Origin of the sequence: Pseudomonas sp. (assembly GCF_049301935.1) — a bacterium.
GTDB lineage: Bacteria > Pseudomonadota > Gammaproteobacteria > Pseudomonadales > Pseudomonadaceae > Aquipseudomonas.
In genome coordinates, this window is sequence record NZ_JBAQLP010000104.1 from 1 (window position 1) to 13,065 (window position 13,065).

Consider the following 13,065-nt stretch of genomic DNA (forward strand, 5'->3'; position numbering starts at 1 on the left):
CTATGCCGGTCGTTATGTGGCGAAGAACATCGTCGCCGCCGGCCTCGCCGAGCGCTGCGAGATTCAGGTGTCCTACGCCATCGGCGTGGCCCAGCCGACCTCGATCTCGATCAACACCTTCGGCACCCACAAGATCGCCGAGGACAAGATCATCAAACTGGTGCGCGAGGTGTTCGACCTGCGCCCCTACGCCATCACCAAGATGCTCGACCTGCTGCACCCGATGTACCAGGAAACTGCGGCCTACGGCCACTTCGGCCGCACCCCGGTGCAGAAGACTGTCGGCGACGACAGCTTCACCACCTTCACCTGGGAAAAGACCGACAAGGTCGCCGACCTGCGCGCCGCCGCTGGCCTGTAAGCCCAAAGCAACACAGCAAGCCCCGCCACGCGCGGGGCTTTTTATTGTGCGCAACTCAGTCCGTCCGGGAAAAGTGACTAGGCTCAATGGGTCATCTGCCGAGCAAGGACGCTCACCATGAAAGCCATACTGACCTGCCTCCTGCTGTTCAGTAGCCACCTCTGGGCCGCCTGCCCCGACTGGCCCACACCTCGCGCCGAGCGCGAACTCAGCGCCCTGGCGCGGCAGCTGGCCGAGTGGGACGACGCCTACCACCGCCAGGGACAGAGCCCGATCGCCGATGAGCTGTATGACCAGGCCAGCGCCAACCTGCAGCGCTGGCGCACCTGCTTCCCCGAAGCAACAGTCACCCCAAGCGATCCGCTGAGCACCAGCAACGGTCCTCATCACCACCCAACCGCGCATACCGGGCTGCGCAAGCTGGCCGACAGCCGCGCGGCAGAGGACTGGATCGCCAGTCGCGAGGACTTGTGGGTTCAGCCCAAGGTCGATGGGGTTGCCATCAGCCTGGTTTATCGCGACGGCCAGTTGCAGCAGCTGATCAGCCGTGGCGATGGCCGCACAGGGCAGGACTGGAGCGTCCACGCTCGCCAGCTGCCGGCCATTCCCGCACAACTGCCCAGGCCGCTTAGCCTGGTGCTGCAAGGCGAGCTGTACTGGCGTCTGCCCGGGCATATCCAGCACAAGTCCGGCAGCCTGGGCGCGCGCAGCAAGGTCGCCGGATTGATGAACCGGCAAACGCTAACAACAGAGGAAGCCGCCGGCATCGGCCTGTTTGTCTGGGACTGGCCCGATGGCCCGGCACTGATGCCCCAGCGCCTGCAGCAGCTGGCAGAACTGGGGTTTGCCGACAGCCAGCAGCTCAGCCAGCCGATCCGCAGCCTGGAACAGGCCGCCCACTGGCGCGAACGCTGGTACCGCAGCGCCCTGCCCTTCGCCACCGATGGTGTGGTGCTGCGCCAAGGGCAGCGACCGGCGGCCGCGCGCTGGCAAGCCGAACCACCGCACTGGGCGGTGGCCTGGAAATACCCGGTGAGCCAGGCCTTGGCCGTGGTGCAGGCGGTGGATTTTCGCATCGGCCGCAGCGGGCGCATCACCCCGGTGCTGCGCGTACAGCCGGTAAAATTGGATGACCGGCGCATCGAATATGTCAGCACCGGCTCGCTGCAGCGCTGGCAGGCCCTGGATATCCGCCCCGGCGATCAGGTGGTGATCCGCCTGTCCGGGCTGACCATTCCTGCGCTGCACAGCGTGCTCTGGCGTACCCAGCAACGCGCCGCACTGGCGGTACCTGACCCTGCGGCCTATCACCCACTGAGCTGCTGGCGTGCCACACCGGCCTGCGCCAGCCAATTCCGCGCACGCCTGGCCTGGCTCAGCAGCAAACAGGGCCTGGCGTTAGCGGGTGTGGGCCCCGGCACCTGGGAAAAACTGCTGCACGCGCAACAACTCGACAGCCTGCTCGACTGGCTGCACCTCTCCACCGAACAACTGCAGAGCATTCCGGGCCTCGGCCCACGCAGCGCCAGGGCCCTGCAACAGAGTTTCAGCCTGGCCCGCGAGCGCCCCATGCGCGACTGGCTACGCGCCCTCGGCCTGCCCGGCAATGGCGATCTGCCGTTGGACGCCGACTGGGACAGCCTGGCGCAACGTAGCGTAGCCGACTGGCAACGCCAACCCGGCATCGGCCCGCAACGCGCAATGCAGTTACACGCGTTCTTTCAACACCCGGAAGTGCGTGCCCTGCGTAAACAACTGCGCGAGGCGCAGATAGCAGGTTTTTGAGCAATCGTCAGAAGGCGCGAAACTCTTCATGGCAGGCCTTGCAGCTGTCCTCGACACGCTGCATCGGCGCTATTAACGCCTCAGGCTTTAACGGCTGCACGGCAGTGGCGGCGACCAGCGCGGCGGTGCTCGCCTCCATCGCGCGGGCCAGCGCCTGAAAACGCGCCTGACGCTGCCAGACGTCATCCTTGGCGCGACTTTCCTCAGCGTTGTCGCGCACCTGCGGAAAGTGCTGCCAGGGCGTGCGGGTCAGTTGATCGAGCTTGTCTGCGCCCTCAATAAATGCCTGTTCCTTGAACGCCAGCCGCCCGCGCAGCATGCCGCCGAGGTCTTCACTGACCTTGAGCATCTGCTTGAAGATGGCTTGGCGCTGGCCCTGCGGCGAGTTGGGATCGACGCCGCCACAGGCGGTCAGGGTCAGGGCGAGGAGGGGCAACAGCAGGTAGCGGATTTTCATCAACGGGGATCGCGGTTGGCTCAAATGGGCCGGCAGTATCGCAGATGGACAAGGCATTACAGAACTGCAATCAGACCGCGGCCATGGCGCTGCGACGGGGAGCGCAGCGCCATGGGCCTGCCCTCAGGTCTGAAAACGGCTGAGCTGGCCGGTCAGGCGCTGCACCTCATCCTGGATCTGTGAGCTGACCTGCATCACGCTCTGCGCATCGTCATGGCTGCGTTCGGCCAGGTCCGACACTTCTGCTACCCGCTGATCGATATCATGGGCGACCTGGCTCTGCTCCTCCGCCGCCGTGGCGATCTGCGCATTCATCGCGCTGATGCTATCCACCGCGCCAACTATGGTGTCGAGTACCTGATTGGTCTCCTGAATATGTGCAAGGTTGTTGCGCACCAGCTCGGTGCTGCTCTGAATAGTGGTTACGGCCTGCTGCGCACCGGTTTGCAGGCGCTGGATAATCGCCTGGATCTCCCCGGTGGACTGCTGGGTACGACTGGCCAGGGTGCGCACCTCGTCGGCGACCACGGCAAAGCCACGCCCGGCCTCGCCGGCACGGGCTGCTTCGATGGCCGCATTGAGCGCCAGCAGGTTGGTCTGTTCGGCGATGGCGGTGATTACCTCCAGTACCTTGCCGACCCCGGCGGTTTCCTCGCGCAGGGCCACCAGGCCCTCGGCATTGCGCTCCATCTGCCCGGCCAGTTCGGCCAACAACTCGGTGCTGCGCTGCACCGCGCGCTGCCCGGCTTGGGCGCATTCATCGGCGTTGCGCGCCGACTCGGCGGCCAGGCTGGCATGACGCGCCACCTCGGCCACCGTGGCGCTCATTTCGGTCATGGCGGTGGCCACCTGATCGAGATTCTCATGCTGGCGCCGCGCGCCCTCACCCGCCGCCTGCGCCACCGTCACCGCCTGCTGGACATGGGCATGGGTATGCCCGCCCGAAGCCTTGACCTCGCCTAGCAGGGTGCGCACTGCCCCCTGCATGCGGTTGTAACCGGCAATGATGCGACCGATCTCGTTGTCACGCTGCTCGCCGTCCAGGCTACGAGTGAAATCGCCACCGCCGACGCGGGTCAGACCATGTTCCACCATGCCCAGGTTGGCCATCAGCGGACGCAGACCAAACTGCCGCCCCAGCACCACCAGCAACAGAATGCCCAGCAGGCAGCCGAAGGCCAGCCACATCAGGCTGCGCTGACGGCTCTCGACATGCGCCGCCATCAGCCCAACGGCCTTGTTCATTTCCCGCAGCAGGCTGGTCGAGGCCCCTTCCAGGGCGGCCAGGTCGACCGTCTGCGTACCGCCTGCGAGGGTTTCCAACTGGCTGCGGAAGTCCTGCCAGAGCTTGCCGACCAGGGCCATCTGCGTCTGGATCGGCGGCGACTCGATCACACTGATCTTGCGCTCGGCGCTGCCCTTGAGCAGGGCCTCGTGGGCCTGGGCGAACTGCTTGATGGTGGCCTCCAGCGCCGCCCGCTCGATGGCGCCCTCACGCAACAACAGCGCTTCCTTGGTCATCTTCTGGCTCAGCATGCGCTGGGCGCCGGCGACGTTGATGGTCTCCGGCGACACCGCCATATTCAGGTACAGCGCCACCGAGGCGACCAGCGCCAGGAGGAACATCAGTACGTAGGAAAACAGGAACTGCTGATTCAGGGTGCGCAGACCTATGGCGCACAGCATGCGATCGAAAAATAGCGTGGCTGACATGACGCATCCCTCATAAGACTAGTTACGGCGAGTCCACTACCGTCGAATCAACACTAGTCTACCCAGACCAACCCGCAAGACGCTGTGCGCCTTTAGCCGTGGGCCTCTGCGCGCAGATAAGGTGCGTCAAGGCGCCGCACATTGGGGCGCCTATGCCGGATCAATGCAGGCTTAGGTCGCAACCACAAACAGGCTGACGATCAGCGCCATGCCAGCGAACCACACCAGCGAGCGGATCGGCCCCCAGTCGGCCAGGTAGCAGAGGAAATACAGCACCCGGCTGAGCACGAAGGCAATCGCCAGCTGATCCAGCAGCCCCTGCTCGGCGCCGCCGGCCTGGTGAGCGATGATCACCGCTGCGGCAAACGCCGGGGTCACCTCGAAGCCGTTGAGCTGGGCATTGTTGGCCCGTTTGCGCCAGCCTTCCAACCCCGCGAGAAACGCACGTGGGTCACTGTTGGCGTGCGGCCCGTAACCGGCGCCGAGGAACTTGGCGCTGGTGGTAGCCAGGTAAGGCAGGACAATAGCGATCAGCACGCACCAGTAAGCAATCGTCATGGTAGCTCCAGAGGCAGGGACAGTAAGGCTCGCAGCCTGCCTCAGACACACCCCAAAGACCATGACTGAACTGGCCAGAACGCATGGCGCAACAGCCAATTAGCCCGACAGAAAGCCTTGGGCTTATGCGTCAGGCTGGCTATACTTCGCCAGCTTCACGCAACCGGCACAGCTCCGGTTGCTCCCGCCACCTGTCCGAGGGGCGCTGCAGCAAACCCTGCCGAGCAGGGATTTGTCAGGCTCGGACAGGGCGTTAACCATACGCATCAACGGCGCCCATTCGACACAAACGAATGGAGATCTCATTTATGAGCGCTGTACTAACGCCTGCCGATTTCAACGACTACAAGGTCGCCGACATTTCCCTGGCTGCCTGGGGCCGTCGCGAAACCATCATTGCCGAATCGGAAATGCCCGCCCTGATGGGCCTGCGCCGCAAATACGCCGGCGAGCAGCCGCTCAAGGGCGCGAAGATCATCGGCTGCATCCACATGACCATCCAGACCGCCGTGCTGATCGAAACCCTCACCGCATTGGGCGCCGAAGTACGCTGGTCGTCGTGCAATATCTTCTCCACCCAGGATCAGGCCGCTGCGGCCATCGCTGCCGCCGGTATCCCGGTATTCGCTTGGAAGGGCGAGACCGAAGCAGAGTACGAGTGGTGCATCGAGCAGACCATCCTCAAGGACGGTAAGCCATGGGATGCCAACATGATCCTCGACGACGGCGGCGACCTGACCGAGATCCTGCACAAGAAGTATCCGCAGATGCTGGAACGCATCCACGGCGTCACCGAAGAGACCACCACCGGCGTCCACCGCCTGCTGGACATGCTGGCCAAGGGCGAGCTGAAAATCCCGGCGATCAACGTCAACGACTCGGTGACCAAGAGCAAGAACGACAACAAGTACGGCTGCCGTCACAGCCTGAGCGACGCCATCAAGCGCGGCACCGACCACCTGCTGTCCGGCAAGCAGGCGCTGGTGATCGGCTACGGCGACGTGGGCAAGGGCTCGGCGCAGTCGCTGCGCCAGGAAGGCATGATCGTGCGCGTGACCGAGGTCGACCCGATCTGCGCCATGCAGGCGTGCATGGACGGCTATGAAGTGGTTTCGCCGTTTATCGACGGGATCAACGACGGCAGCGCCGCCAGCATCGACACCGCCCTGCTGGGCAAGATCGACCTGCTGGTGACCACCACCGGCAACGTCAATGTCTGCGACGCCAACATGCTCAAGGCCCTGAAAAAGCGCGCTGTGGTGTGCAACATCGGGCACTTCGATAACGAGATCGACACCGCCTTTATGCGCAAGCACTGGGCCTGGGAAGAGGTCAAGCCACAGGTGCACAAGATCCACCGCACCGGCGCCGGCAGCTTCGACCCGCACAACGACGACTACCTGATCCTGCTGGCCGAAGGCCGTCTGGTCAACCTGGGCAACGCCACGGGCCACCCGAGCCGGATCATGGACGGCTCGTTCGCCAACCAGGTGCTGGCGCAGATCTTCCTGTTCGGCCAGAAGTACGCCGACCTGAGCCCCGCGCAGAAAGCCGAGCGCCTGACCGTGGAAGTGCTGCCCAAGAAGCTCGACGAAGAAGTGGCCCTGGAAATGGTCAAGGGCTTCGGCGGCGTGGTGACTCAGCTGACCAGCAAGCAAGCCGAGTACATCGGCGTGCCGCAGGAAGGCCCGTTCAAGCCACACGCTTACCGCTACTAAGCACAGCCCGTAGGGTGGGTTAGCCGCGCAGCGGTGTAACCCACCATCGCTGTCGGCAGGTACTCTCAGCGTCGATCTGACCACCGCTTGGTGGCTTACGCGCCGCGCAGAAACCGTAGCGAGCCCCTGTACAAGTGGTCTGCGGCCTAACCCACCCTACATCCAAGCCTGGCTTGTTTTAACTGGAACGTCTTATGTCTCAAGAACGCCGTTACAGCTTCGAGTTCTTCCCCACCAAGACCGAAGCCGGGCACGAAAAACTGATGAACGTAGCGCGCCAGCTGGCGACCTACAACCCCGATTTCTTCTCCTGCACCTACGGTGCCGGTGGTTCCACCCGCGACCGCACGCTGAACACCGTGCTGCAACTGGACGGCGAAGTGGGCGTGAGCACCGCACCACACCTGTCCTGCGTGGGTGACAGCAAGGGCGAACTGCGCGACCTGCTGAACCTTTACAAAAATGCCGGAATCAAGCGCATTGTCGCCCTGCGCGGCGACCTGCCGTCCGGCATGGGCATGGCCAGCGGCGAACTGCGTTACGCCAACGAACTGGTCAGCTTTATCCGTGAAGAAACCGCTGATCACTTCCATATCGAAGTAGCCGCCTACCCGGAAATGCATCCGCAGGCACGTAACTTCGAAGACGACATCGCCAACTTCGTGCGCAAGGCCAAGGCCGGCGCCGACAGTGCGATTACCCAGTATTTCTTCAACGCCGACTGCTACTTCTACTTCGTCGAGCGCGTGCAGAAGCTGGGTGTGGATATCCCCGTGGTACCGGGCATCATGCCGATCACCAACTACAGCAAGCTGGCGCGCTTCTCCGACGCCTGCGGTGCGGAAATCCCGCGCTGGGTACGCAAGCAACTGGAAGCTTACGGGGACGATACCGACAGCATCCAGGCGTATGGCGAGCAGGTCATCACTGAAATGTGCGAGCGTCTGCTGCAGGGTGGCGCCCCGGGTTTGCACTTCTACAGCATGAACCAGGCTGAGCCGAGCCTGGCGATCTGGAACAACCTCAAGCTGCCACGCTAACGGCAGCAGCCGTCGGCACACCACGCCCGGCAGGTGTCGACGGCTCTTTACCCGGCTCTGCGCCGCTGCCTTTTAGCCACGCGCCCGGCAAACCACGGTAGCCTTTTGCAACGCACGGCCCGGTCAGCGCAGTCAGTCACGACCATACTTTCAGCAAGCGTCTAGCCATGCAGGGCTTACGCGGTATCACAACCATGGAGCGCCGCAATGGCCGCACGAAAAAAGACCAACGCCTCAGTCACGCCCAAAGGCAGCCTGGAAACCCTCTCGCAGCGTGAAGTGCAGCAGCTGCGCGAAACCGGTTCCGGCAGCGTCTATGCGCTGTTCCGCCAGTGCGCCCTGGCGATCCTCAATACCGGCTCGCACAGCGACAACGCCAAGACCATTCTGGAAGCCTACCCGGACTTCGAAATCCGCATCCTGCAGCAGGATCGCGGCATCCGCCTGGAGCTGTTCAACGCCCCGGCCGACGCCTTCGTCGATGGCGAAATGATCGCCAGCACCCGCGAGATGCTGTTCAGCGCCCTGCGCGATATCGTCTACACCCAGAGCGAGCTGGAAAACCAGCGCATCGACTTCGGCAGCTCCCAGGGCATCACCGACTACGTCTTCCACCTGCTGCGCAACGCCCGCACCCTGCGCGCCGGCGTCGAACCAAGGATAGTGGTGTGCTGGGGCGGTCACTCGATCAGCACCGAGGAATACAAGTACACCAAGAAAGTCGGTCACGAACTGGGCCTGCGCGGCCTGGATATCTGCACCGGCTGCGGCCCCGGGGTGATGAAGGGGCCGATGAAAGGCGCGACCATTTCCCATGCCAAGCAGCGCAACGTACACGGCCGCTACCTGGGCCTGACCGAGCCGGGGATCATCGCCGCCGAGGCGCCCAACCCGATCGTCAATGAGCTGGTGATCCTGCCGGATATCGAGAAACGCCTGGAAGCCTTCGTCCGGGTTGGCCACGGCATCATCATCTTCCCCGGCGGCGCCGGTACGGCCGAGGAGCTGCTGTATTTTCTCGGCATCCTCATGCACCCGGACAACCAGAACCTCCCCTTCCCACTGATTATGACCGGGCCACGCAGCGCCGCCGCCTACTTCGAGCAGTTGCATGAGTTTATCGGCGCGACCCTGGGTGAAGCCGCGCAGCAGCGCTACCGTATCATTATCAACGACCCCGAGCAGGTCGCCCGGGAAATGGCCGAAGGAGTCAAGGCAGTCAAACAGTTCCGCCGCGAACATAACGACGCCTTCCACTTCAACTGGCTGCTGAAGATCGACGAAAGTTTCCAGCACCCGTTCGAGCCGACCCACGCCAACATGGCCAGCCTCAAGCTGACCCGCGAGCAGCCGGTGCATGAACTGGCGGCCAACCTGCGCCGGGCGTTTTCCGGGATTGTCGCCGGCAACGTCAAGGACAAGGGCATCCGTCTGATCGAACAATACGGCCCCTACGAGATCACCGGTGAGCGCGCCATCATGCGCCAGCTCGACCAGTTGCTGCAGGCCTTCGTCGATCAGCACCGGATGAAACTACCCGGCGGCAGCGCTTACACGCCCTGCTACAAACTGACCAGCTGAACCAGTGAAACCCGCGTCGTTGCTGGTACGGCAACGACGCGCGACCACCGAGCAGGCGGAGGCTCGCACAGACCGGCGGCTCTGTTATACTCGGGCCTTCCCGCCAGGCTTGCGCCCGGATGCTAGCCCCCAGAGGTCAGCAGTACCGGACGGGATTACGCCCCCCAAGCGTGATTCAAGCCAGGCAATACACCCCATAGGGCTGCGCCCTCACTAGACAGGATTACACATGTCCTTTGCCTCCCTCGGTCTCTCCGAGGCTTTAGTCCGTGCGGTCGAATCCGCCGGCTACACCCAACCCACTCCGGTGCAACAGCGGGCCATCCCCGCCGCGTTGCAAGGTCGCGACCTGATGGTGGCGGCCCAGACGGGTACAGGTAAGACAGGCGGTTTTGCCCTGCCGATCCTCGAGCGACTGTTCCCCAACGGTCACCCGGATCGCGAACAGCGTCACGGCCCGAAACAGCCGCGCGTATTGGTTCTGACACCGACCCGCGAACTGGCCGCCCAGGTGCATGACAGCTTCAAGCTGTATGCCCGCGATTTGAAATTCGTCAGCGCCTGCATCTTCGGCGGCGTTGGCATGAACCCGCAGGTCCAGGCCCTGGCCAAGGGCGTCGACGTGCTGGTGGCCTGCCCCGGCCGCCTGCTCGACCTGGCCAACCAGCGCGCCATCGACCTGTCGCACGTGGAAATCCTCGTCCTCGACGAGGCCGACCGCATGCTCGACATGGGTTTTATCCATGACGTGAAGAAGGTCCTCGCCAAGCTGCCGGCCAAACGCCAGAACCTGCTGTTCTCGGCGACCTTCTCGAAAGACATCACCGATCTCGCCGGCAAGCTGCTGCATAACCCGGAACGCATCGAAGTGACGCCGCCGAACACCACGGTCGAGCGCATCGAACAGCGCGTGTTCCGTGTTCAGGCCAGCCACAAGCGCGCCCTGCTCGCCCACCTGATCAGCGCTGGCGCCTGGGAACAGGTGTTGGTGTTCACCCGTACCAAGCACGGCGCCAACCGCCTGGCCGAGTACCTCGACAAGCACAACCTGCCGGCTGTGGCGATCCACGGCAACAAGAGCCAAAACGCCCGCACCAAAGCCCTGGCTGACTTCAAGGCGGGCAATGTGCGCATCCTGGTGGCCACCGATATCGCCGCCCGCGGTCTGGATATCGACCAGCTGCCGCATGTGGTCAACTTCGAGCTGCCGAATATCGAAGAAGACTACGTGCACCGCATCGGCCGTACCGGCCGTGCCGGCCGCAGCGGTGAGGCGATCTCCCTGGTGGCTCCGGATGAAGAGAAGCTGCTCAAGGGCATCGAGCGCATGACCAAGCAGAAGATCGGCGACGGCGATCTGCTCGGCTTCGATGCCAGCACCGTCGAAGCCGAGCGCCCGGAAGTGCGTGAGCCGCAGAAGCCACGTCAGCCGCGCGGCGCCAAGCCGGAAGGCGAACGCCATGGCGGCGGACGCAAGGACAAAGGCAAGGACAGCGGCAAGGAACACAGTCGCGCCGCCAAGCCCCAGGGCGGTCGCAGCCAACAGCCGCGTAACGCGTCCTCGGGGCGCGCTGCCGCGCCGGCCGCGCCGGCCGTGCCTGCGCTGCCTCCGGACCGTGCGCCGGATGAGTTCCGCGACGATGAAATCGATAATTTCGGCAACCGTGCCGACTATATAAGCCCGAACCAGAACAAGCAGCAGAACCGTGGCCGCCGGCCCGGTGCGCCTGCAGTGCCAAGCGGCCCGAGCGCCAGCAACGGCGTCGGTCTGGGTGCTCGTCCAGCCAAGCAGCCCCGCAGCAATGGCGGTGGTGCAAATACCGGCGCCGGCGCGGGTGCACAGGGTCGTCGCCAGGGCGCAGGTTCTGGCGGCCAAGGCGGTCAGGGGCGCAATGGCTCCGGCCGTGCACGTCCGCCGCGTGACACCCGCACCACCTCGCTGAACCGTGACGAGCTGCCGCGCCGCGAAGGTGCCGCGAAGGCCCCCAGCGACAAGCAGCCGGTGATCGTGCACAAGGGCTCGCGCCTGGACCGTTTCCCGACACCGGAGCAGCTCGACGAACTGGCGAGCGCACGTCCGCGCGGCGAAAAACCGGCCCTGCTGACGCGCAACCGCGAAGAGTCATAGTCCGCGAAGCAGGCCGTTGAAAAACGTTGGCGAGGCAGCCAGCGCAAGGCAAAAACAGGCGAGAAAGCGGAGTTTACGAGTTGTAAATGAGCATTTTGAGCCTGTTTTTAACGCCGCGATGGCAACGCAGGTAGTTTTTCAACAGCCTGCTAGCCGCACACGAAAACGCCGCCCATTGGGCGGCGTTTTTGTTTGAGCCTGAGCATTGCCACGCGAGTTAAATCCTCAGTATGGCTAGCGCTGCGCTCAACCCATCCTACTGGCGTACGCCTTCGACCGAGATGATCAGCTCAACGTCTTGGGAAGTTGGGCCGAGGTCCTTCTGGATGTCGAAATCTTTCAGTTTCAGCGTGGTGCTGCCCTCAAAGCCGGCGCGGTAGCCACCCCATGGGTCCTTGCCTTCACCGATAAACTTGGCGGCAATTACCACCGGCTTGGTCACGCCATTAAGGGTCAGGTCGCCGGTGATATCGGCAGTGCCTTCGCCAGTGGATTTGACCGAGGTGGAGGCGAAAGTCGCGGTGGGGTGCTTGTCCACGTTGAGGAAGTCATCACTGCGCAGGTGCTTGTCGCGCTCGGCATGGTTGGTGTCGACGCTGGTGGTGTTCAGGGTGACATTGACCTTGCTGTCCTGCGGCTTGGCGGCATCGAAGCTGAAGCTGCCGTCGAAATCCTTGAAGGTGCCGTACAGCCAGCTGTAGCCCAGGTGGCTGATCTTGAAATTGACGAAGGCGTGCTGGCCTTGCTTGTCGATGGCGTAATCGGCCGCCATCGCCTGACCGGCGCCGATCAGTGCGCCAGCCAGTGCCAGGGCTACGAGGGGTTTTTTCAACATGGGCATACTCCTTGTGAGTGTGGGATGGGGCCTATCCAGCCCCGGAAACAGCAAGCCTGCTAGCGACCAAACATCCGCGTAAGCGTTCGGTCGCGATCAATAAAGTGGTGTTTCAACGCCGCCAGGGCATGCACACCGGCGAAGATCACCAGCGCCCACGCCAGGTATTCATGCACCAGCCCGGCAACGTCTTCCTGATCGGGAATGCTGGTCAGGCTGGCCGGTACTTCAAACAGCCCGAATACTGGGATGCCGCGACCGTCTGCCGTGGAAATCAGGTAGCCGGAAATCATCAAGACAAACAGCCCCAGATAGAGCAAGCCATGGCCCAGCATGCTGGCCAGGCGCGTCATCCGCCCGTGGTTGGGCAAACTTGCCGGTGGTGGGCTAAACCAGCGCCATGACAGCCGGGCCAGCATCACGACAAACAGCAGCAGACCGATGCTCTTGTGCAAATCCGGGGCGCTCTTGTACCAGCCGCTGTAGTAGTCCAGGCCGACCATCCAGTAACCCAGACCAAACAAAGCGAAGATCACCACAGCCACCAACCAGTGCATAACAATACTGACCAGGCCGTAGTGAGAAGAACTGTTGCGCCATTGCATTGCAAACTTTCCGCAGAGAAGGACAGGGGTCGCGAGTGGAGCAAGACTAGCAACAAACCTATCGACTAAAAGCGGAAATTTTCGCTTTGAAATATCGAGAAATACGATGCGTCGTTCGATGCTTTAACTCAGCCGAATTAGGCTGGTGGCATTCGACAAAGTTCAGCAGCTCGGCCATAGACCTCAGGATAGAGCGGCTCAGTGGACGTTCTGGGTAACCGTACCGGGTTGTGCCGTCCATCCCCCGCAGTGCTTCTGATAGGCTTGGCGCAGATGATTGCGAA

11 protein-coding genes, 1 pseudogene and 1 riboswitch are annotated in these 13,065 nt (G+C 63.2%); of the genes and pseudogenes, 6 read left to right on the forward strand and 6 right to left on the reverse strand.

Features of this window, described 5'->3' with window-relative positions; genetic code table 11:
* Both WA145_RS13910 and ligB read left to right on the forward strand, forming a co-directional pair.
* On the forward strand, positions 1–361 hold a 361-nt coding region (locus WA145_RS13910), incomplete at its 5' end, for a methionine adenosyltransferase domain-containing protein (RefSeq protein WP_422582147.1).
* Positions 362–478: 117 nt separating this feature from the next.
* Positions 479–2,146, forward strand: a complete 1,668-nt coding sequence (gene ligB, locus WA145_RS13915; RefSeq protein ID WP_422582148.1) for an NAD-dependent DNA ligase LigB — start codon at positions 479–481, stop codon at positions 2,144–2,146.
* Between the two features lie 7 nt (positions 2,147–2,153).
* On the opposite strand, the gene WA145_RS13920 is transcribed toward ligB, so the two are convergent.
* The 4 genes and pseudogenes from WA145_RS13920 to WA145_RS13935 all read right to left on the reverse strand — a co-directional run bounded on the left by WA145_RS13920 (position 2,154) and on the right by WA145_RS13935 (position 4,874).
* Positions 2,154–2,603: a c-type cytochrome gene (locus tag WA145_RS13920; RefSeq protein WP_422582149.1), complete on the reverse strand. Its 450-nt coding sequence runs from the start codon at positions 2,601–2,603 to the stop codon at positions 2,154–2,156.
* A gap of 123 nt (positions 2,604–2,726) precedes the next feature.
* Complete coding sequence (locus WA145_RS13925; RefSeq protein ID WP_422582224.1) at positions 2,727–3,848, reverse strand: methyl-accepting chemotaxis protein; 1,122 nt, start codon at positions 3,846–3,848, stop codon at positions 2,727–2,729.
* A gap of 51 nt (positions 3,849–3,899) precedes the next feature.
* Positions 3,900–4,316 (reverse strand): annotated as a pseudogene (locus WA145_RS13930) (type IV pili methyl-accepting chemotaxis transducer N-terminal domain-containing protein); the annotation flags it as partial.
* Positions 4,317–4,487: 171 nt separating this feature from the next.
* Positions 4,488–4,874, reverse strand: coding sequence for an MAPEG family protein (locus tag WA145_RS13935; protein ID WP_422582150.1), 387 nt, complete (start codon positions 4,872–4,874; stop codon positions 4,488–4,490).
* 191 nt (positions 4,875–5,065) lie between these two features.
* Positions 5,066–5,159, forward strand: a riboswitch (S-adenosyl-L-homocysteine riboswitch).
* 23 nt (positions 5,160–5,182) lie between these two features.
* Here WA145_RS13935 and ahcY point away from each other — a divergent pair.
* The 4 genes from ahcY (at position 5,183) to WA145_RS13955 (ending at position 11,341) form a co-directional block, all read left to right on the forward strand.
* On the forward strand, positions 5,183–6,592 hold the full coding sequence (ahcY, locus tag WA145_RS13940) for an adenosylhomocysteinase (protein WP_422582151.1): 1,410 nt from the start codon (positions 5,183–5,185) through the stop codon (positions 6,590–6,592).
* Between the two features lie 194 nt (positions 6,593–6,786).
* Complete coding sequence (gene metF / locus WA145_RS13945; RefSeq protein WP_422582152.1) at positions 6,787–7,632, forward strand: methylenetetrahydrofolate reductase [NAD(P)H]; 846 nt, start codon at positions 6,787–6,789, stop codon at positions 7,630–7,632.
* Between the two features lie 207 nt (positions 7,633–7,839).
* Complete coding sequence (ppnN, locus tag WA145_RS13950) at positions 7,840–9,213, forward strand: nucleotide 5'-monophosphate nucleosidase PpnN (protein ID WP_422582153.1); 1,374 nt, start codon at positions 7,840–7,842, stop codon at positions 9,211–9,213.
* A 229-nt stretch (positions 9,214–9,442) separates the two neighbouring features.
* Positions 9,443–11,341, forward strand: a complete 1,899-nt coding sequence (locus WA145_RS13955; RefSeq protein ID WP_422582154.1) for a DEAD/DEAH box helicase — start codon at positions 9,443–9,445, stop codon at positions 11,339–11,341.
* 256 nt (positions 11,342–11,597) lie between these two features.
* Here the strand turns inward: WA145_RS13955 and WA145_RS13960 are convergent, their stop codons facing one another.
* Both WA145_RS13960 and WA145_RS13965 read right to left on the reverse strand, forming a co-directional pair.
* Positions 11,598–12,176, reverse strand: coding sequence for a YceI family protein (locus tag WA145_RS13960; protein ID WP_422582155.1), 579 nt, complete (start codon positions 12,174–12,176; stop codon positions 11,598–11,600).
* A gap of 59 nt (positions 12,177–12,235) precedes the next feature.
* Positions 12,236–12,781 (reverse strand): cytochrome b, encoded by a 546-nt coding sequence (locus WA145_RS13965; protein WP_422582156.1) that lies wholly within the window; start codon positions 12,779–12,781, stop codon positions 12,236–12,238.
* Between the last annotated feature and the right edge of the window lie 284 nt (positions 12,782–13,065).

Excerpts from the sequence above, each read along its gene's own strand:
- ppnN (WP_422582153.1), top strand. The coding sequence starts at position 7,840 with ATGGCCGCACGAAAAAAGACCAACGCCTCAGTCACGCCCAAAGGCAGC.
- WA145_RS13935 (WP_422582150.1), bottom strand. The coding sequence starts at position 4,874 with ATGACGATTGCTTACTGGTGCGTGCTGATCGCTATTGTCCTGCCTTAC.
- ligB (WP_422582148.1), top strand. The coding sequence starts at position 479 with ATGAAAGCCATACTGACCTGCCTCCTGCTGTTCAGTAGCCACCTCTGG.
- WA145_RS13925 (WP_422582224.1), bottom strand. The coding sequence starts at position 3,848 with ATGAACAAGGCCGTTGGGCTGATGGCGGCGCATGTCGAGAGCCGTCAG.
- ahcY (WP_422582151.1), top strand. The coding sequence starts at position 5,183 with ATGAGCGCTGTACTAACGCCTGCCGATTTCAACGACTACAAGGTCGCC.
- WA145_RS13965 (WP_422582156.1), bottom strand. The coding sequence starts at position 12,781 with ATGCAATGGCGCAACAGTTCTTCTCACTACGGCCTGGTCAGTATTGTT.
- metF (WP_422582152.1), top strand. The coding sequence starts at position 6,787 with ATGTCTCAAGAACGCCGTTACAGCTTCGAGTTCTTCCCCACCAAGACC.
- WA145_RS13920 (WP_422582149.1), bottom strand. The coding sequence starts at position 2,603 with ATGAAAATCCGCTACCTGCTGTTGCCCCTCCTCGCCCTGACCCTGACC.
- WA145_RS13955 (WP_422582154.1), top strand. The coding sequence starts at position 9,443 with ATGTCCTTTGCCTCCCTCGGTCTCTCCGAGGCTTTAGTCCGTGCGGTC.
- WA145_RS13960 (WP_422582155.1), bottom strand. The coding sequence starts at position 12,176 with ATGTTGAAAAAACCCCTCGTAGCCCTGGCACTGGCTGGCGCACTGATC.